The following is an 18426-nucleotide window of genomic DNA, read 5'->3' as shown; positions in this document are numbered from 1 at the left end:
CTCGCCTTGGCAGGAACGGGAACCGAGCCTCGGATACCGCCGTCGTCAGCCGGCGGTAGTGCGGCTTTGAATAGGAAACAACGTCATGACTGATATCAATGGGGCCTGGGGCGCGCCGCCCAGCGAACGCTTCGAGCGGCTCGCAGAAACCTTCAGGTCGGTGTTCGCCCGGATTGGCGAGCGTGCGGTCGACCGTGACCTCGCGCACGAATTGCCATTCGATGCCTATGAGTGGCTCAAAACCTCCGGCTTTTCGCGATTGCGGCTACCAGTCGCGAACGGTGGCCTAGGCGCGACCTTGCCGGAACTCTTCGGCCTCATCATCGAGCTCGCTGCAGCCGATCCGAACCTCACCAATGCCTATCGGAGCCACTTCGGCTTTACCGAGGATCTGCTGAATGCACCCGAAAGCGCCTGGCGCGATGCTTGGCTGAAGAGGCTTGGGCAGGGCGAGACGATCGGAAGCGGGTTCTCCGAAGTCGGCGACACGCCGCTCGGCAGCTATTCGACGCGACTGGTCCGCAATGGCGCCAACTGGCGGCTCGACGGCGAGAAATTCTACACCACCGGCTCGCTTTACGCGGACTGGATCACGCTCGGTGCGATCGACGGGGACGGGCAGCCGATCGGCGCTCTGGTGCCGACATCGGCGCCGGGCGTCGAAATCATCGACGACTGGGATGGCTTCGGCCAGTCGCTGACAGCGAGCGGCACTGCCCGTTTCCGCGACGTCGAGGTCGCCGACGATCTGATCAAGCCAAGCGCGGTGCGATTCAGCTATTCCGGCGGGTTCTTCCAACTGGTCCATCTCGCCTCGCTCGCCGGCATCGGTCGCGCTGCGGCAAACGATCTGGCGCGGCATGTCGCGGCGAGAAAAAGGGTCTATAGCCGTGGCAATGCGTCCCGATCGGCACAGGACTCCCAGGTCCAGCAGGTCGTGGGGAAGGTGAGGGGCGCCGCTTACAGTGCCGGTGCGATCGTACTGCAGGCGGCAAGGGCCCTGCAGCGGGCCTATGAGGCCAACCAGGGCGGTGATCAGGAGCAGATCGCGCTGGCCGGTCGCAATGCCGAACTCGAGGTCAGCCAGTCCGTGACCGTCGTCACCTCGCTGATCCTTGACGCCAGCACGGTGCTGTTTGACGCGTTGGGAGCATCCGCCGTCAAGCGCGGCCACGGTCTCGACCGCCACTGGCGCAACGCCCGCACGATCGCGTCCCACAATCCACGTATCTACCACGATCGCATTGTCGGTGATTTCGCCATCAACGGTACGATCCCGGGCCCGCAGGCGGGCGTGGGCGTTGCAAGAGAAGAAGAGGCAGAACGGACTGACGCATGAGCATTGAAAAACGTCGCATGAACCTAAACGTGGGGCTGAATTCCACCGGCTATCTCGCGAATGCGTGGAAATATCGTAGCGGTGGTCGGCATGATATCAACGATCCCGCCTATTACCGGCGCTTGGCGGAAATCGCCCGCAAGGGGCTGTTCGACGCCGTGTTCTTTTCCGACCATCCCGCGTTGATGACGGAACCGCTCGGGCGCCCCTTCCACACGATCGATCCGTTGATCCTGTGTACGGCGCTAGCCGCTCAAGTACCTGATATCGGCTTTGTCGTCACGGTCTCCTCTACCTACAATTCGCCCTATAACTTCGCACGGCGCGTCCAGTCGCTCGATATCGTTTCGGGCGGGCGCCTGATCGTCAATATCGTCTCGTCGTTCAATCCCAACGTCGCCGCCAATTTCGGCAGCGCGGCGCTTCCGCCACGCAACGAGCGCTATGCGCGTGCGACCGAATTTCTCGATGTGGCGAAGAAGCTGTGGTCGAGCTGGGACCCACGCCGCGAGAGTGAGGTTGCCTCCGATCGCTTCTGGGATAGCGCCAGCGCAATCGCGATCAATCACGAGGACGAATTCTTTCAGGTGCGCGGGCCGCTCAATGTGCCGCGCGGACCGCAGGGACATCCCGTGATTGCCCAGGCCGGCGCATCGGACGGCGGCATCGAGCTTGCGGCGCGGCACGGCGAGATCATCTACTGCAACATCCTTTCCAAACCCGCAGGGAAAGCCTTCGGCGACAAGGTGCGCGGCCGAGCTGCTGTGCTCGGCAGGGATCCATCCGGAATTCGTATCGTTCCGGGCCTTGTTGTCATCCTGGGGCCGAATCGAAAAGAGGCTCTTCGCAAGCATGAGCTTTACAGCGGCACCGGATCGGAAGATGGCCTGCTTGAACGCTTTGTGCGCGAGCATGGCTTGGACCGTGACCGTTTCGATCCGGATGCCGTGTTGGACTACGAACGCTTCGTCCCCGACCCGAACAGGCAGCAAGCGGTGGGAATGGGGCTTGGTCTATCCGACCTGCTGCGCCACGAGAAATTGACTGCGCGGCAGGCCATACGTCGTTCAGAGGGGCATCATCGGCTTTTGCTCGGCACTCCGGAGGAGGTAGCAGGCGAAATGATAGACTTTTGGGAAGACGGCACGGTCGATGGCTACACTCTGCAACCGCCTCGGGCGCCGGACGACATCATTGAGTTCGTAGACAAGATCATCCCGATCCTTCAGGATCGAAACGTGTATCCCCGCCAATACGAGGGGCAGACGATACGCGACCGCTACGGTCTGCCCAATCCGCAGTGAAACGAAAGAGATGGCCGCAAGGCAAAACGACATAACAGTGGCATTGTGGGTGAAGGCGCCATGGACGCCGTCACCCGTGAGTAAGGAAGTCAAGCAGCAGCCCGAGGCGACGGCGTTCACCGTACGCTCGCGACAGCCGGGCTGAAAACCAATAGGCTCAGGATCTCGAACAATACCTGCGCACCAGCCTGTGCGGTGTTGGTGGTATTGTCATACTGCGGAGCCACCTCCACGACATCGCCACCGACGAAATTGAGACCTTTGAGGCCGCGCAGCAGTTCCAGCGCCTCACGGCTCGTCAGGCCACCAATTTCTGGCGTCCCGGTGCCCGGCGCGAACGCGGGATCGAGACTGTCGATATCGAAGGACAGATAGGTCGGGCCATCTCCGACGATCGTTCGGGCCTTCTGGATGATGGCGGGGATACCCATGCCACCGACCTCTTCGGCGTGGATGACCGTCATTCCGGACTCGTAGGAAAACTCCCAGAGATATTCGGAAGGCCCCCTAATGCCGATCTGGATCGTGCGGGTCGGATCCAGGACGCCGTCCAGAACGGCGTTGCGCATCGGGCCGCCGTGATGGAATTTCGTCTGGTCGAACGGGCCCCCCGTGTCGCAGTGGGCATCGATATGGATGAGGCCGACGGGCTCTCTGGCGCCGACTGCCTTGAGGATCGGGTGTGTGATTGAATGGTCGCCGCCGACGGAGAGCGGAATGACGCCGGCTTCGACGATCTTGCGGATCGCTGCCTCAATATTCTCGTGGCATTGCTCCAACCGATAGCGGCTCCCGAACGGGATATCACCGATATCGGCAGCGCGTAGATCATAGGCCGGTGCGCAATCGAGCACGTGATTGTAGGGACCGATGCGTTCGATGCCGCGCACAGCCCTCGGTCCAAATCGCGAACCCGGCCGATTGCTGACGCCGAGATCCATCGGAATGCCGACTGCCGCGACCTGCAGGTCGCCGAAGTCAGGGGCCGCGAAATTAACCTCCCTGTAGGGCAAGCCTGCGAAGGTCGAAATGCCCGAATAAGGTGCAGCGCGCGTGCCGCCCCTAAAGATCTTCTCGGCCACACGGCGGAAGCGGGGATCGAAGAACTCGGCGCTATCGGCGAACTTCTTGCGTAGATCCTCAAGGTGCTTCTTCAACTCAACCATCGTTTTTGTCTTTCCTATGAAATTTCCCGGCAATACGACCAAGGGGCGCAGACCTGGGTAGCGTTGTGGGCGGTTCCGATCGTCGCCTCAGGGCTGCGGCGAAAGGTGCTCGTGGATCGCCAGCCATTCTCCGCTCGCCTGCTTCTCGAAGACGATCGTCTCGCGCTCGGTGCTTGTCGACGGCTCACCGTTGAAAGCAAGATCCGTCTCGACGGAATGAGTGAATATGGCGACGGAGCCGGCAATCTGAACATCCTGGTCACTGGAACGGCAGGCCCGCACACGAAATCCGTCGCGCGTTTCCCACAATGCCCATTCGGCCTCATATTCCGCACGCGTATGAAGGCGGCGGTCGAGATTGTGAAATATGAAGGTGGCGGCGGGCGCAAAAGCCGCGAAGTAGCTATCACGATCATGCCTGCCAAAGGCTTCGACGAGGCGATCCGCTGCGGCAAGCACAGCTTGTTGCTGGTGTTCCATCCCTGATGTTCCCTGCTATTGAATTTTGGGGCTGCTGATTAAGACGGCAAGCGGCCGGTTCTGCCGTGCTACGCGTTCCTTGAGCCTATCCAGCGTCATCGCTTCGTCTTTGACGAACTCAAGGAACATCATGTTGAGGTTATTGAAGACCATCTGGCCCACCGCAATCGCATCGATCCCAGGCATGACAGCGCCGCGAAGCTGCAATTTCTGGACCAGCGTCGAAACCTGATCGCACAGGCGCCCGTCGAGTTCGGTATATCGACGGCTGAATGGGCTCTCGGGTTGCTGGATGGAGATCGCCATGGCCGTACGCCACATCTCCTTGCTGAGATAGACCAGCGAATGGTCAAAATACTGGTCGATCAGTACTTGCAGGGCTTCGAGCGTAGTGGTCGGCGGATTTTCAACGATGTCCTTGCCGGAAGCCAACACTTCCTCGACTTCCATCGAAACGGTGGCGACGAGAATGTCGCCCTTGTTTTCGTAGTAGTTGTAGAACGTGCCAACCGACACTTCCGCGCGCTCGGCAATGTCTTCGATGCGGGCGCTGTCATATCCGACCTCCCGGAAAAGGCTCGTCGCCGCCTCCAGTATGCGGCGATTGCGATCGGCTTTCTGCTTGGCGCGCAGTCCCGTCATATGCGACTCTCTCAAATAATGAATGTCCTCAAAAATCATATTGACTAAAAAAATGAACTCATTCAATCTTTTTCATGAAGGCGCCGAAATGAGCGTCACCGACAGAGGGCCACATGATGATTGATATTACTGAAGGCGCTTTTGCGCGTAGACTCCTCGCTTCCGCTGCCATCCTCGCATTGGGTGCCGCAACAATAACGATCACCCCGGCGCCGGTACTGGCGCAGGAGGAATTGAATGCGCTTGTCTGGTGCGATCACACCGATCCCGCACTGATCGAGCCCTTCGAGCAGGCGAACAACGTAAAGGTCAATTTGAAGGAATATGAGGGTACCGGTGCGGGTCTCTCCATCATCGACCAGTCGCGCCCGGGAGACTGGGATGTGCTCGTTATCGATGGCGTCGACGTGCAACGCGCGGTCGACAAGGGCATTCTTGCGGAGATGCCGGCCGACGCGCTTCCTAATGCAGATATCTTCCCTGAAGTTCGCATGGAGCCCAACAACACCCGCGACGGCAAGACCTATGCGGTCACCGAAAAGTTCGGCTACAACACGGTTTCCTATGACAAGACAAAAGTAGATCCGGCCGACATGAAGGATATGTCGAAGCTATGGTCCGACAAGTACAAGGGCCGCATCGCGGTCTATGACTACTACCTGCCGATGATCGGCCTGACCGGTATCGATTTGGGCAAGGCAACGGCGAGCCTGACGGACGCCGACCTGCCGGCAATCAAGGACAAGCTGTTTGCTCTCAAGGCCAACGCCAAGCAGGTGAGCGACGTCGTCTCGTCGCAAACGGCACTTGCGACGGGCGAGGTTGATATCGTCTTTGGCGGAGGCGAGTGGCTGACGGCCGGTCTGGTGAAAGACAAACCCAACCTCGATTGGGTCATCCCTGAGCAGGGCGCAGTGCGCTGGGCCCAGTCGATCGGCGTTATGAAGGACTCCACGAAAAAGGACCTCGCCCTCAAATTCGTGCAGTACATTGTAAGCCCGGAAGGGCAGGCGCGACTTGCGACGTCCTCTTGCTATTGGGCGATGCCCGCAAATGCCAAGGCCGGCGAGAAGCTGAGTGCCGAACAGAAAACCGCTTTGCGCTGGGACGAGCAGGCCGACTATCTCAAGCGCACGCAGCTTTACCCGATCCCAAGCGCGGAACTGGACGCAAAGATGCAGGACGCCTGGACCGAAATGCTGCAAAACTGACAGCTTCGACCCTTCTATACTGAATCACAAGACCCTCTCCCCGTAGATGGGAGAGGGAGGTCGGAGACTTGCCTGTGGCTGCTCATTCACTTGAAGATGCCGAACGTCGAAAGGCCTGGGGTTTCGTGGCACCGGCGCTCGTCTGGACGATCGTCTTCTTCGTTGTTCCTTTTCTGTTCATGGCGGCAATGAGCCTCTGGGCGCAACAGGGCGGCTCGATCGTCCGCGTTTGGAACCTTGGCAACTACATCGCCTTCTTCGAGAAGGATGCGCTGTTCCGCGGGCTGACGAATTCCCTCGAGATCACCGCGATCGTGACGGCCCTCTCCATCCTGCTCGCCTATCCCCTGGCCTGGATCATTGCAGAGCGGGTGCCGCAAAGGTTCCAGCGAACGGCGTTAATTCTTGCGGTCCTGCCATTCTGGACCTCTTACGTCGTCCGTTCCTATTCGTGGCTGCTCGTGCTGTCGCGCAATGGCGTCATCAATCAGACACTCATGAACATCGGCGTGATCAGCGAGCCGCTTGAGCTTGCCAGCAACCGTACGGCGACCGTTATCGGCTTCGTCCACTTCTTCGTCATGCTTTTGACGCTGACGATCTACGCAAACCTTGTGCAGCTCTCGCCAAATTACCGCCGCGCTGCTGCCGACCTCGGCGCAAATGCATTTCAGACCTTCTGGCACGTCATTTTGCCCCTGACCATGCCGGGCATCATGACGGGAGCCTTCCTCACCTTCGTGCTCTGCATCGGCGACTATGTCACGCCGCAGATCCTGGGCGGCAACAACGAACTTGTCTTGCCGCAGATCATCATGCTGCAACTTGGTCGCCGCGCGGACTTTCCGATGGCCGCAGCGCTCTCGATCATTCTGATGCTAGCGGTCACCGCAGCCTATGTCGCTTGCGCGCGCTGGCTGAAGATTGAGAGAACGTGATGATACGCAACCGGATCACCAGTATCGCCTGCAGCGCCTACGCGGTTCTGATCTTCGGCTTCATCTTTTTGCCTGTTATCGTGCTGGTGCTATTTTCGTTCCAGGATGGGCGCCTGCCGGTACCGCCATTCAATGGCTTTTCCCTGCAATGGTATGAAGCAGTCTTTGCCGATCGCAAGCTGATGTCGGCACTGCTGCACTCCTTCTTGGTGGCGACGATATCGTCGCTCGTCGGGTGCCTTCTCGGCTTCCTGGCGGCCTACGCGCTCGCCCGCTTCAAGCTGCCGGGCTCGGCCTGGCAGCGCGGCTTGCTGATCGCGCCAATGACAGTCAGCTACCTCATCATTGCGCTCGGACTCCTGACCGTCCTCAACGCGTTCGGAATTGGCCTATCGCTATGGACGGTCGGCATCGGTCACGTGGTGATTAATCTGCCGCTGTGCTTTGCGATCATCTACTCGTCGATGGGGGACCATCACATCAACATTGAACGCGCCGCACGCGATCTCGGCGCCAGCGATATCAAGGTGATGGTGCTGGTGACGGCGCCAATGCTGCTGCCGTCGCTGCTCGCCTCCTTCTTCCTGTCGATGACGTTTAGCTGGGATGAATTCATCATCGCTTTTCTGCTGTCGCGCTTCGACGTTACGCTCCCGGTCGAAATCTGGAGCCTGCTTCGTTCGGGCCTCAATCCTAAGACCAATGCCATCGGATCGCTGGTGTTCCTCGTTTCTGTCACCTTGCTGATCATGCTGGAACTGTTCCTGTTCAAAAGGACGAAAAAATCATGACCGCTGCGGTTTTAATCGAAAACGCGACGAAGACTTTCGGCAGTTCCACCGCTCTCGACGATGTTTCTCTCGACATTGCTGCAGGCGAATTCATTGTTCTGCTGGGACCGTCCGGCTGTGGCAAGACCACGCTTCTGTCCATTCTCGGAGGCTTTCTGTCGCCGAGTAGCGGTCGAATTGCGATCGGTGGCAAGGAAATGACCCACGTTCCACCGGCAAGACGTCCAACGACGACGATGTTCCAGGACTACGCGCTGTTCCCGCACATGAAGCTAAAGGACAATGTCGGGTTTGGCCTCAGAATGCGCGGCATCGGCAGGGCCGAGCGCGAGGAGCGCGCAAAGAGCTTTCTCGACCTCGTTGGGCTCAAGGCTTCGGCGGACAAGAAACCACATGAGCTTTCGGGTGGGCAACGCCAGCGTGTTGCACTTGCCCGGGCCCTCGCCGTCGACCCTGACGTCCTGTTGCTCGACGAACCGCTCGGCGCGCTTGATCTCAAGCTTCGCCGGCAGATGCAGGATGAGCTGAAAGCCATCCAGAAGCGTGTCGGCACGACGTTCGTCCACGTAACCCACGATCAGGAAGAGGCCATGGCAATTGCCGATCGGATCGTGGTGATGAACCAGGGTAAAATCGAAGACTTCGGACCACCATCGGAAATCTACATGCGGCCACGCTCGTTGTTTGCGGCAGGCTTTATGGGCGAGGTCAACTTCGTTCCCGGCAAGATCAGAGATATGGACGGCACCGGGGCGGTTGTCGAAACAGCGCTGGGGAAGGTCACATTGCCGAAAGCCTGCTTCACGGCTGGCCCGCCGTCCGCCGGGCAGGGGACAATGCTCTGCATCCGGCCGGAACATTTCCGCCGTGCAGGCGAAGGCGATGGCGCCGTTACGGCGCTCGGGCAGGCCACGGTGTCCAACAGCGCCTTCTTCGGAACCCACTATCGATGCCATCTGGCGCCCAATGGCGCTCCTGATATCAGCATCGTCGCGCATATGCCGCAATCAACCGTCGTCGCCGAAGGCCAAGTGCTCACGCTTGCGGTCAACGTTGGTGATATCGTCGCCCTGCCGTCGAAACAGGCATAGGCCCAGACGATGGAACGGATCGCTGCGCACAAATGGTATGAGCTGAAGCGGCTGGCCGACGATGTCACGCAGATTTCCGAGCCCTTCATCCAGGAGTTCTATCGCTGCAACGTCTGGCATGTGCGCGGACGGGATCGGGATATGCTGGTCGACAGCGGCATGGGCGTCGTTTCGCTGCGCGAATGGGTGCCGCTCGTCACCGAGCGGGATCTGATTGCCGTCGCGAGCCACACCCATTTCGACCATATCGGTTGCCATCACGAGTTTGAATGCCGGGCCGTCCATTCGGCGGAGGCCGATCTGCTCGCCGACCCTACCCGGCAAAACACGCTTGCTGATCCTTACGTGACCGACGATATCTTCGACGCGCTGCCGCCCGAGCCCTATTGCTCGAAGTGCTATGGCGTGAAAAAGGCGCCGGCCACGCGCATTCTGGAGGATGGCGATGTGATCGATCTCGGCGACCGTAGGTTCGAGGTTATCCACACGCCGGGTCACTCACCGGGCGGAATCGCGTTGTGGGAAGCCGAAACAGAAACGCTGTTTTCGGGAGACATCCTCTACGACGGGCCGTTGATCGAGGACACCTACCACTCGAACGCCGATGATTACCTCGCATCGATGGAGCGGCTCCTGGGAATTCCGGCCAGAACGGTACACGGCGGCCATTTTCCAAGTTTCAGCGGCGAGAAGTATCGCCGCCTGGTCACGAACTGGCTGAACGCAAAACAGAACAAAGTATGACGGGAGTAACGACATGCTCGACAAGCGCAAATTCTATATCAATGGTGAATGGGTAGCGCCGCTTGCTGCCAACGATCTGGAGGTTATCAATCCGGCGACCGAGAAGCCGGTCGCGGTGATTTCCATGGGCACGCCCGCCGATATCGATCGTGCGGTTGCTGCCGCGAAGACTGCGTTTGCCACGTACAGTCGCACGAGCGTGGAGGAACGACTTGCGCTTCTCGAAAGGCTGCTTGAGATCTACAAGCGCCGCTACGAGGAGATGGCACAGACGATCACGCTCGAACTCGGCGCGCCGATCACCATGAGCCGCGAGCAGCAGGCTGATGTCGGCGTAGGTCACCTGCAGGGCTTCATCGATGCACTGAAGCAATTGAAGGTGCGCGACGTGTTGTCGAACGGCGACGTGCTCTTGCGGGAGCCGATCGGTGTCTGCGGCCTCATTACCCCCTGGAACTGGCCGATCAACCAGATCGCGCTGAAAGTGGTTCCGGCGTTGGCAACAGGCTCGACCTGCGTGCTGAAGCCCTCCGAGTTCACTCCGCTCAACGCCATGCTCTATGCGGAGATGGTACATGAGGCAGGCTTCCCAGCCGGCACCTTCAACCTCGTCAATGGCGACGGTGTTAATGCCGGCGCCGCCCTTTCGAGGCACAGGGACGTCGACATGATGTCCTTCACCGGATCGACGCGTGCTGGCATCGCCGTCAGCAAGGACGCAGCGGATACCGTCAAGCGTGTCACCTTGGAACTCGGCGGCAAGTCTCCCAACCTCGTCTTTGAGGACGCCGATCTCGAAGACCGCGTCACTGGCAGCGTCCTCGAATGTTTCAACAATTCCGGACAATCCTGCGACGCGCCAACTCGTCTACTGGTACAGAAATCGGTCTACGACAGGGCCGTCGAGATCGCTCAGCGCGTTGGCGGCAGTGCCACCGTGGGAAACCCCGCGGAGGAAGGTGGCCACATCGGGCCGCTTGTCAGCGACGTCCAGTATGGCCGCGTGCAGGCATTGATCGAGGCCGGCATCGCGGAGGGCGCGCGCCTCCTCGTCGGTGGTGCCGGCAAGCCGTCGGGCTTCGAAACCGGCTATTTCGTCAAGCCGACGATTTTTGCCGACGTCAACAACTCCATGCGGATTGCCCGGGAGGAAGTGTTTGGTCCGGTCTTGGCTATCATGCCGTTTGAGACCGAAGAGGAGGCGATCGCAAACGCCAACGATACCAGCTACGGGCTGGCGGCATACGTGCAGACCAGCGATCCAGCCCGCGCCGAGCGTGTGGCAGGACGACTGCGCGCCGGCATGGTTCATATCAACGGCGCGCCCCATCGCTATGGGAGTCCGTTCGGCGGCTACAAGCAGTCGGGCAACGGCCGCGAAGGCGGGGTATTCGGATTGGAAGATTTTCTAGAGGTGAAAACACTTCACCGTCCCGACGCTGCTTAATCTAATGGCTGGCTCAGTCGTGAACTCGGCCGTGACTGAGCTGGCTTGCCGATCACTGCGAAAGCTGTTCGCGGTTCCGTTACTGGGAGAGGGCCGACCATTGTATCACATTCTTCATCGGGTCAGGGCGTCGAAATATCCCGCATGCGCGTGGTGTTGAACCAGGTGCAGAAGGCTTCCCTTCGCATGCTGACGCTTCATGAAGTCTATGCGGCACAGCCCACAAATTTGCGCCAGCTTCATGCGTTCGGACGCATTCTAACCATCGATCGGATCGGAACGACTTGGCAACTATAGGGAGAGCAATGACTTGGCATTAACATGCGTCGCTGCTAATAAAACACCAGGGCACACCACAATCAGCAGGTAACAATGGATAAATACCATATTACGCGCCGGAGCCTACTCTTGAGCTGTCTGGCGATGATGGCGACCTCGTGCAGCACGTTGAATTCTTCAGTCCGGAATCCCTATGCCTCAAGAACTTCCCCTATTCAACGACGGGAGGTTGCGTATTCGGGCGGCGAGGCGCCGGGCAGTATCGTCGTCAACACCTACGAACGTTACCTCTACTACGTTGAGGACGAAGGCCGCGCGACACGCTATGGCGTGGCAGTCGGCGAGGAAGGTCTTACTCTGAAGGGCAATGCCGTTGTCGGGCGGAAGGCCGAGTGGCCATCGTGGACGCCGACCGCGAGCATGATCGAACGCAAGCCCCGGTTGGCTGAGTACGCTGGAGGCGTTCCAGGAGGGGAGAACAATCCGCTCGGTGCAGCTGCGCTTTATCTCTACCGCGGTGGACAGGATACGTACTTCCGGATCCACGGCACAAACGAACCCTGGCTGATCGGACAGGCGGTGTCGAATGGTTGCATTCGCATGACCAATGAAGACATTCTTCATCTTTACGGCAGGGCACCCGTAGGAACCCACGTATTGGTCATATGATGCTCGTATCCCTCAGTGAGGGCATCGCCCTCACAAACTGTACTAGCGACGGTAGGGAGCGGGAGCGTGCCTTAACCATGTGGCACTCCCTATCGGGGCGAACCTTCCCGCCGTGGTCATCGAGATTTCCGAGGGCGCGGGCACTTGCGAGTGTTCAAACCATCGATCCGCCCATGCCGCTGGACTGTGCTGTCAGGTTAACTGGTGATGAAGCTTCTGGCTAATATTCGGCCGTCATGATCGAGCCCTCCGCCAGTTACAAGCGTCATCGTGATCCGCCGTCCGTCATTAGCTACGCAGTCTGGCTGTGTTTTCGATTTCCGCTGAGCCTGCGTCTGCTGGAGCGTGGTATCATCGTTTTTCACGAGACGCGCAAAGCGCCGAGCCGAAACGATGTGTGGCAACATCTGGACGAGGTGGTCGTGATGATCGGCGGCCAAAAACACTGGCTGTGGCGCGCCATCGACCAGCATGGTTACTCGACGAGATCATCCAGACCCGCCGCCCACCAGTGGGTGAGGCGATCCCGGTCAGTATGTTTAACCCAAACAATGATGCTGGATCACAAGTTGTAAGGAGGGTATGATCTCGGCGCGCTCCTTTAAGCGGCCGAGAACCCTAGTGAGAACGGTTGAAATTGCATACCGGTATCAGGAGAAGGACGTCGGCGTTCGCCCCAGACCGCCTGACGCGACTACTGCCCTTTCGCGGTTGATCGACGGCAATCGCGCATTCGCCGACCTGCTTGACAGTGTGAAAGACGAAGGCACTTCAGCGCGCCGCGTCGTGCAAGTCGACGCGCGTGATCTAGGGCTGGCGTCCGGCATGGCCGCAGCGCCTTCACAGCGTCCGTTCGCGGCTGTCCTGGGCTGTTCCGATGCCCGTGTCCCGCTCGAACTGATCTTCAACGAGGGACCGAACGACCTGTTCGTCATCCGCGTGGCCGGCAACGGCCTCGGCTCCGACGTCTTGGGCAGCTTGAAATACGCTGTTGAGCACTTGGGCGGCACCCTCAAGCTCATTGTCGTCCTTGGACATAGCGGATGTGGCGCCGTGTCCGCAGCCGTGGATGTCTTCCTCAATCCTGGAATGTACCTCTCGCTGGTCGACCGACATTCGTTGCGAGAGATCCTCGACCGCCTGCTGGTCGTCGTGCACGTCTCGGCGCAAAAACTTCAGGCGGCGTTCGGGCCAGACATTCTCCAACGTGCAGGGTACCGCCAGGCGCTGATTGAGACCTCGGTCGTCGTCAATGCTGCATTGGCTGCTTGCTCTGCCCAGCAGGAGATCGAGACACAGGGCGAACTGCGCGTTGTTTACGGCGTGTACCTTTTGGAGACGCGCAGGGTGTGGACGCCCAGTACCGGCCACCCTGACGGCGTCGGCTTGGCACCTGCACCCCGCGACGTGGCCGAATTTCAGCAGCTTGGAGACGCCATTGTTGGGTCGTCGCGGGTGACCGCCCTGCTTGGCGCTTAGCCCGAGTGGTTGCCGCAGCGTCCGGGCACCCCCTCGGCGCGAGGTCCACACAGGCTTGCAGGCGGCATCACGGGAGGGCGAAGAATGTCATGGAATCGGTGGTACAGCATTAAGAGCTACCTAAGATCCACACTGTGGGTCGTCCCGTTCATCGCACTGCTATTCTACGTAATGGTTATCCAGGTTGTCGACTGGATAAATGCGAGATTCATTGTGATCCCATTGTGGCCATGGGGGACGTCTGGGGCGCAGCGCATACTGGAGACCATCGTCACCCTTACGCTGACGTTCATCGTCTTCACCTTCGGGTCATTGCTTGTCGCAATTCAGGTTGCCAGCGGTCAGCTGAGCCCGAGAATCATTGCAACAGCCCTACTGCGTGACAATGTGATACGGACAACTGTGGGCATCTTTATCTTTACGCTCCTGTTTTCAGTAGGCGTGCTGGGACGACTTGAAGCCGAAGCACCATTCTTTCTTGTCGGAATTGCCGGAATTCTTGGATTCGCTTCCCTAATCGCCTTCCTCTATCTGATCGACCATGCTGCGCGGTTGCTGCGGCCCGTCAGCATCGTTCAGCGTATAGGCGACCTCGGATGTGACGTAATCGAAAAGGTCTATCCTGACTTGTTCGACGGTCATGACTTGCACACAGACTCGCGACGAACAATCAATCTGCCAGACCGCACCATACCCCATAGCGGCAAGTCGGGGGTCATACTAGCGGTAAATCTGAAGGGTCTTGTGAAAGAGGCGCAGCGGTTCGGGCTCGTCATTGAGCTCCCTCACTTTGTCGGGAGCTTCTTAGAGTCAGGCGAGCCACTTTTTCGGCTCTATGGCGACATTGCAAAAATCGAGGAAAGACGGTTCCCCCAAAATGTGGCGATCGGGCCCGAGCGCACTATCGAGCAGGATCCCACCTTTGCCTTCCGTATCATCGTCGACATAGCGATAAAGGCCCTGTCCAAAGCTATCAACGACCCTACCACCGCCGTACTCGCCGTCGACCAACTTAATCGACTGCTTCGAAAGGTTGGCGAGCGGCGGCTGCAAGGCGACCAGGCTTTCGACAAATCCGGCCAATTACGACTGATCCTTCAGACACCAAACTGGGAGGATTTCGTGCAACTGGCCGTGAGGGAGATTCGCTTCTATGGGGCTGAGAACTTCCAGGTCGCGCGGCGGCTACGCGCAATGCTGGAGAACCTATTAAAGACCCTGCCGGAGGCGCGTCACCCGACACTGCGTACTGAGCTCAACCTGCTCGCTGACGCCGTAAAGACTATCCATGTCCTGCCCGCCGACCTGGCGCTTGCTTCTATTGCCGATCCTCAAGGCCTCGGAGCAGGTTTGAGCCATAGAGTTTGAGGCGCTGCTGGGCATTCTTGCGCCGATTGTCGATCCCGATTCCCATCTTGCGCTGGAGCCGTTTGTGCTTAGGAGGGTTTTGGTAACGGATCTCGTTTTGGCTGCATGCATCTCAGCAAGAGGATACCGCTGGGCATGAAGATTGCCTAGATGGCAAACTGTGATCGCTATCAGGAAGCACGCCACACCAAGCTGAAAGAGCCACGGCCCTTCCTCAGTCAGCTGGTAAGACCTGCACCTGTTTGCGCGGAGCACGTACGCCGGGTCATGGCGCTGGCGCTTTATCCGATTTTCGCGTTCACTCTATTGGTCTTGCCTCCTGCGTATCCGCCTTGATGCGACTTGCCTCGGCAAGGAGCGGGATCGCAGTCCTGGCGATGCCCAAGTCTTAGCCTTCGCAGATCAACTCAGGCGGAGCATCCGACGCCATGGGCGGAGAGAAACGGGCGATGTTGCCTCTTGGGCGCCTCCGGGAGGCCAGAAGGCGTCTTTTCCGAGTGCCACACTTCAGAGCGAGCTTTGGCTGGATATTGCAAGTTGGCGGTGGCATAATGTCTATCACTGGTGGTGCACAAGCTGGGGTATTGGGCAACTCAGAATCTAAAGGGTGGTAGTGGACTGAAACGCGCAGAATCCGACCGGGGGAGACGCGCATGTCAGCGGGCGCAGAAGAATCTCTGGGTTTCTGGGCCGAGCGCCTAGTAGGCCTCCTTATCATAGGCGTGATCATTTTAGCCTGCTTCTGGATCGCGTGGCCGCTGATAGGTGTGCTCGCATGGGGAGCGTTAATTGCTGTCGCGCTATATCCGGTGCAGCGCCGCCTCGCGAGCGCAATCGGAGGTCACCCGAAAACGGCGACGATGCTCATCGTCCTCTCACTACTGATCCTGGTGATAGTCCCGCTCTCTTATCTGCCGGGCTCCTTCGATCACGCGACCGAAGCGATAGCAACCATGACCAACAATTGGACGGAGCTGACCCTGCCTCCGCCACCGTCCTGGGTGTCCGACTTTCCACTCGTTGGGTCGACGATCGGAGAGAAGTGGAATGCGGCCGCGTCATCCTCGCGCAATGTACTGATTATTTTGAAACCCTATCTCGGGCCGGCTTTTCAATGGCTTGCGGCTCTTGGTGCATCGTTAGGACTCACCGTTGTGCAGATGCTGCTTTCCATTATTCTTGCCGGAGTTTTTCTCGCCACTCAAGGAAGCACGGCCTCAACATTCCGAACAATCGGGCGGCGCCTTGGAGGTCCCACCGGGGAGAGCCTGGTCGACGTTGCCGTTCGCACCATTCGAAGCGTCGTGCAGGGGGTGATGGGGACAGCGCTCATACAGAGCATACTATCAGGCATTGGCTTCGCGATCGCTGGGGTTCCGTTTGCTGTCCCGCTGGGCGTACTCTGCTTTGGCACGGCAATGCTGCAGATCGGCACATGGCTAGTATGGATCCCGGCTGCAGTTTGGCTGTCTTATCAAGGCGAAACCGGTTGGGCGATCTTCACTACAGTTGCGGGCATAATCATCAATATCCTCGACAATGTCATCAAACCATTGCTGATCGGCCGCGGCGCTGGCTCTCCCATCTGGATCATCTTTATCGGCGTGATCGGCGGTGTTCTGACGATGGGACTCATCGGTATCTTTGTCGGCCCCCTTGTCATGGCTATTGGTTACTCGATCGTCAGGAACTGGCTGGGAGAAGAAGAGTCCTTAAACGCCTAGAGAGACTGACAGGGATGGTTGTTTGTGGGAGTGGGGGTCGAGCATTTCATGGCGAAAACACGTCAGGTGTCAGATCGGAGAAGAAGGAGGAGACTCTTTTTTGCTGCGCTCCTGACGCAGCTTTACGTATTGTGGCCAATTTTCTCCGGGATCCTCGTCGTCATGGTCGGATGCGGGATCGTCATCAGCCGCATTGAAAACTGGAGTATCGGCGAAGCACTTTACTTCACTTTTGTTACGGGCTTGACCATAGGGTACGGCGATCTCACGCCCAAGCATGCCCTTGCGCGAATTCTTGCCTTGGTGATTGGATTTTCCGGTATCGTGCTGACCGGGATAGTCGCAGCGGTTAGTGTGCAGGCGCTTGGCGAGGCGGCTCGCGACCACGCGGAACGGAATTGATAGCCCGGCAATGTTGGAGTTGCGCTTGACGTCAGACGGTGGACTTGACAGCGCGCCGCGGGAAGCTATCTGTCCCGAATTCTGCCAGCCGTTCCCTTGCTCGGCCACAGCAACGTTGCAAAGAACAGCGTGTAGACAATTGCAAGCGCTATATATCCGACGCGTGTCGCAAAGGTTTCGGCTGCGCCGCTAGAAAGTGGTGAGACAGCGGAGCCCAGCACCAGCAGAAATACAGTCAGGGCTCCTGCATTGATCTTCGCCACGACAGTTGGCGTCGCCGCGCGGCCGCCGAATACGAGCCCGGCAAGCAACACCAGCAGAAACAGCGTCGCCAACGAATGCCTTAGTTCCAACACTGCGAACCCTAGTATCGCCGCCACGCCACCTAGTATGTTGACGAGGACAGTAGCCAGAGCAGGCCTGCCGTTAGCCTCTACGTCCAACTGCGACAGCAGCGACGCGACGGTGATGGGAATCACTACCGCGGTCGCAAGCCGGTCCTGGGTAAGGCAGAGCGTCACCGCAAGAAGCAGAATCAATGCGTCTGCAGCAGCGCGCCAAACTGGTTTCGGGGTTGAGGATGTAGATGGCCGCGCAGCTTCGACCGTTTCGATATCCGGTATCAATGCATAGGCCAGCCACGTTACGATGGCGCCGGCTGCAATGCTTTTGACGAAGACCGTCAAAATGGAGCTGCCCAAGTCAATGTTCAAAATAGTCAGCAGAGGGATCATGACGCTGACCACAAGGATGAGGAAAACGAGCGGATTGGGCTTGCCACTCGCCTGCCTCAGAAAGCAGGCGAAATAAATCAGGCCAAGCAACAGCAGCAGGACCGGTGGCCGCTCGGCCAGAAACGTGGTCAGGAACTGGACGATCAACGCAGCGATTAGGATGATCAGGGTCAGCAAGAATGCGCTTTGGAGAGAAATCGCTCGAGAACTCGAAATGAGCATCTGCGCCGCAAACAGTGCGCATAGAAATGGGAGGGGATCGCTTGTGGCGACCGCCCAAGTGAATGCAGCCGCGACGGCGAGGGCGACGCGCAATCCCTTGCGCTTTTGGTTCGTAATGGAAATCAAGCTGATGTCTCGCGAATCCTCACTAGCTGACATAGGTGAGCACCGAGAGTAGCCGCATCCAACAGTACCCTATCCAGTTGGTAATCGGGTGCTCACCGGCATAGATCACCACATTGGCTTGCGAACCATAGCGGACGCCCCGCGGCCACGTTGTGTTCATTATGCACCCCCTCTTCAAGTGTCTGTAAACATTGGAATTTGACTTTCCGGCGGCGACTGACACGGGCGCCCTTTCCGCCTCATCGCAGTAGTGACGTCAGGATCGCGAAG

General features: G+C 58.8%; 17 protein-coding genes and 2 pseudogenes. 14 read left to right on the top strand and 5 right to left on the bottom strand.

Annotated features, from left to right (window positions below; genetic code table 11):
* Nucleotides 1-85 precede the first annotated feature (85 nt).
* Together IB248_RS28275 and IB248_RS28270 are read left to right on the top strand one after the other, a co-directional pair.
* Nucleotides 86-1339, top strand: a complete 1254-nt coding sequence (locus IB248_RS28275) for an acyl-CoA dehydrogenase family protein (protein ID WP_192241991.1) — start codon at nt 86-88, stop codon at nt 1337-1339.
* On the top strand, nt 1336-2643 hold the full coding sequence (locus tag IB248_RS28270; protein ID WP_192241990.1) for an NtaA/DmoA family FMN-dependent monooxygenase: 1308 nt from the start codon (nt 1336-1338) through the stop codon (nt 2641-2643). The genes IB248_RS28275 and IB248_RS28270 overlap by 4 nt, the downstream gene beginning before the upstream one ends.
* A gap of 116 nt (nt 2644-2759) precedes the next feature.
* On the opposite strand, the gene speB is transcribed toward IB248_RS28270, so the two are convergent.
* From speB to IB248_RS28255, 3 genes are all read right to left on the bottom strand, one after another.
* Nucleotides 2760-3809, bottom strand: a complete 1050-nt coding sequence (speB, locus tag IB248_RS28265) for an agmatinase (RefSeq protein ID WP_192241989.1) — start codon at nt 3807-3809, stop codon at nt 2760-2762.
* A gap of 87 nt (nt 3810-3896) precedes the next feature.
* Nucleotides 3897-4289, bottom strand: a complete 393-nt coding sequence (locus IB248_RS28260) for a nuclear transport factor 2 family protein (RefSeq protein ID WP_018859531.1) — start codon at nt 4287-4289, stop codon at nt 3897-3899.
* 15 nt (nt 4290-4304) lie between these two features.
* Complete coding sequence (locus tag IB248_RS28255; RefSeq protein WP_026372095.1) at nt 4305-4931, bottom strand: TetR/AcrR family transcriptional regulator; 627 nt, start codon at nt 4929-4931, stop codon at nt 4305-4307.
* Nucleotides 4932-5044: 113 nt separating this feature from the next.
* Here IB248_RS28255 and IB248_RS28250 point away from each other — a divergent pair, with 113 nt between their 5' ends.
* From IB248_RS28250 to IB248_RS28195, 12 genes and pseudogenes are all read left to right on the top strand, one after another.
* Nucleotides 5045-6142, top strand: a complete 1098-nt coding sequence (locus IB248_RS28250; RefSeq protein WP_192241988.1) for a spermidine/putrescine ABC transporter substrate-binding protein — start codon at nt 5045-5047, stop codon at nt 6140-6142.
* Nucleotides 6143-6216: 74 nt separating this feature from the next.
* Entirely contained in the window at nt 6217-7080 is an 864-nt protein-coding gene (locus IB248_RS28245) for an ABC transporter permease (protein WP_192241987.1), read from the top strand.
* Entirely contained in the window at nt 7080-7871 is a 792-nt protein-coding gene (locus IB248_RS28240) for an ABC transporter permease (protein WP_192241986.1), read from the top strand. The genes IB248_RS28245 and IB248_RS28240 overlap by 1 nt, the downstream gene beginning before the upstream one ends.
* Nucleotides 7868-8962, top strand: a complete 1095-nt coding sequence (locus tag IB248_RS32425) for an ABC transporter ATP-binding protein (protein ID WP_192241985.1) — start codon at nt 7868-7870, stop codon at nt 8960-8962. The genes IB248_RS28240 and IB248_RS32425 overlap by 4 nt, the downstream gene beginning before the upstream one ends.
* Before the next feature lie 9 nt (nt 8963-8971).
* Nucleotides 8972-9706: an MBL fold metallo-hydrolase gene (locus tag IB248_RS28230; protein ID WP_192241984.1), complete on the top strand. Its 735-nt coding sequence runs from the start codon at nt 8972-8974 to the stop codon at nt 9704-9706.
* 13 nt (nt 9707-9719) lie between these two features.
* Entirely contained in the window at nt 9720-11153 is a 1434-nt protein-coding gene (locus IB248_RS28225; RefSeq protein ID WP_025662022.1) for an aldehyde dehydrogenase family protein, read from the top strand.
* A gap of 372 nt (nt 11154-11525) precedes the next feature.
* On the top strand, nt 11526-12101 hold the full coding sequence (locus IB248_RS28220; RefSeq protein ID WP_192241983.1) for a L,D-transpeptidase: 576 nt from the start codon (nt 11526-11528) through the stop codon (nt 12099-12101).
* Nucleotides 12102-12337: 236 nt separating this feature from the next.
* Nucleotides 12338-12580 (top strand): annotated as a pseudogene (locus IB248_RS28215) (DDE-type integrase/transposase/recombinase); the annotation flags it as partial.
* Between the two features lie 142 nt (nt 12581-12722).
* Entirely contained in the window at nt 12723-13580 is an 858-nt protein-coding gene (locus IB248_RS28210) for a carbonic anhydrase (RefSeq protein WP_192241982.1), read from the top strand.
* 84 nt (nt 13581-13664) lie between these two features.
* Nucleotides 13665-14948, top strand: coding sequence for a DUF2254 domain-containing protein (locus tag IB248_RS28205; RefSeq protein ID WP_192241981.1), 1284 nt, complete (start codon nt 13665-13667; stop codon nt 14946-14948).
* A gap of 653 nt (nt 14949-15601) precedes the next feature.
* A complete protein-coding gene (locus IB248_RS28200) occupies nt 15602-16672 on the top strand; it encodes an AI-2E family transporter (RefSeq protein WP_192241980.1) in 1071 nt (356 codons plus the stop codon).
* A 48-nt stretch (nt 16673-16720) separates the two neighbouring features.
* Complete coding sequence (locus IB248_RS28195; protein ID WP_192241979.1) at nt 16721-17074, top strand: potassium channel family protein; 354 nt, start codon at nt 16721-16723, stop codon at nt 17072-17074.
* A 65-nt stretch (nt 17075-17139) separates the two neighbouring features.
* Here IB248_RS28195 and IB248_RS28190 read toward each other — a convergent pair whose 3' ends face one another.
* Together IB248_RS28190 and IB248_RS28185 are read right to left on the bottom strand one after the other, a co-directional pair.
* Nucleotides 17140-17985: a hypothetical protein gene (locus tag IB248_RS28190; RefSeq protein WP_246779304.1), complete on the bottom strand. Its 846-nt coding sequence runs from the start codon at nt 17983-17985 to the stop codon at nt 17140-17142.
* Between the two features lie 193 nt (nt 17986-18178).
* Nucleotides 18179-18301, bottom strand: a pseudogene (locus IB248_RS28185) (HlyD family secretion protein); the annotation flags it as partial.
* Nucleotides 18302-18426 lie beyond the last annotated feature (125 nt).

The organism is Rhizobium sp. RHZ01, assembly GCF_014851595.1.
In the GTDB taxonomy this organism is placed as follows: domain Bacteria; phylum Pseudomonadota; class Alphaproteobacteria; order Rhizobiales; family Rhizobiaceae; genus Rhizobium; species Rhizobium altiplani.
The sequence above is the reverse complement of the archived record's forward strand: the minus strand, read 5'-3'. Positions and strand labels throughout refer to the sequence as shown.

Coding starts and splice junctions, on each gene's coding strand:
- IB248_RS28240 (WP_192241986.1), top strand. CDS start 7,080: ATGATACGCAACCGGATCACCAGTATCGCCTGCAGCGCCTACGCGGTT.
- IB248_RS28195 (WP_192241979.1), top strand. CDS start 16,721: ATGGCGAAAACACGTCAGGTGTCAGATCGGAGAAGAAGGAGGAGACTC.
- IB248_RS28225 (WP_025662022.1), top strand. CDS start 9,720: ATGCTCGACAAGCGCAAATTCTATATCAATGGTGAATGGGTAGCGCCG.
- IB248_RS32425 (WP_192241985.1), top strand. CDS start 7,868: ATGACCGCTGCGGTTTTAATCGAAAACGCGACGAAGACTTTCGGCAGT.
- IB248_RS28275 (WP_192241991.1), top strand. CDS start 86: ATGACTGATATCAATGGGGCCTGGGGCGCGCCGCCCAGCGAACGCTTC.
- IB248_RS28205 (WP_192241981.1), top strand. CDS start 13,665: ATGTCATGGAATCGGTGGTACAGCATTAAGAGCTACCTAAGATCCACA.
- IB248_RS28260 (WP_018859531.1), bottom strand. CDS start 4,289: ATGGAACACCAGCAACAAGCTGTGCTTGCCGCAGCGGATCGCCTCGTC.
- IB248_RS28270 (WP_192241990.1), top strand. CDS start 1,336: ATGAGCATTGAAAAACGTCGCATGAACCTAAACGTGGGGCTGAATTCC.
- IB248_RS28230 (WP_192241984.1), top strand. CDS start 8,972: ATGGAACGGATCGCTGCGCACAAATGGTATGAGCTGAAGCGGCTGGCC.
- IB248_RS28250 (WP_192241988.1), top strand. CDS start 5,045: ATGATGATTGATATTACTGAAGGCGCTTTTGCGCGTAGACTCCTCGCT.
- IB248_RS28255 (WP_026372095.1), bottom strand. CDS start 4,931: ATGACGGGACTGCGCGCCAAGCAGAAAGCCGATCGCAATCGCCGCATA.
- IB248_RS28220 (WP_192241983.1), top strand. CDS start 11,526: ATGGATAAATACCATATTACGCGCCGGAGCCTACTCTTGAGCTGTCTG.
- speB (WP_192241989.1), bottom strand. CDS start 3,809: ATGGTTGAGTTGAAGAAGCACCTTGAGGATCTACGCAAGAAGTTCGCC.
- IB248_RS28200 (WP_192241980.1), top strand. CDS start 15,602: ATGTCAGCGGGCGCAGAAGAATCTCTGGGTTTCTGGGCCGAGCGCCTA.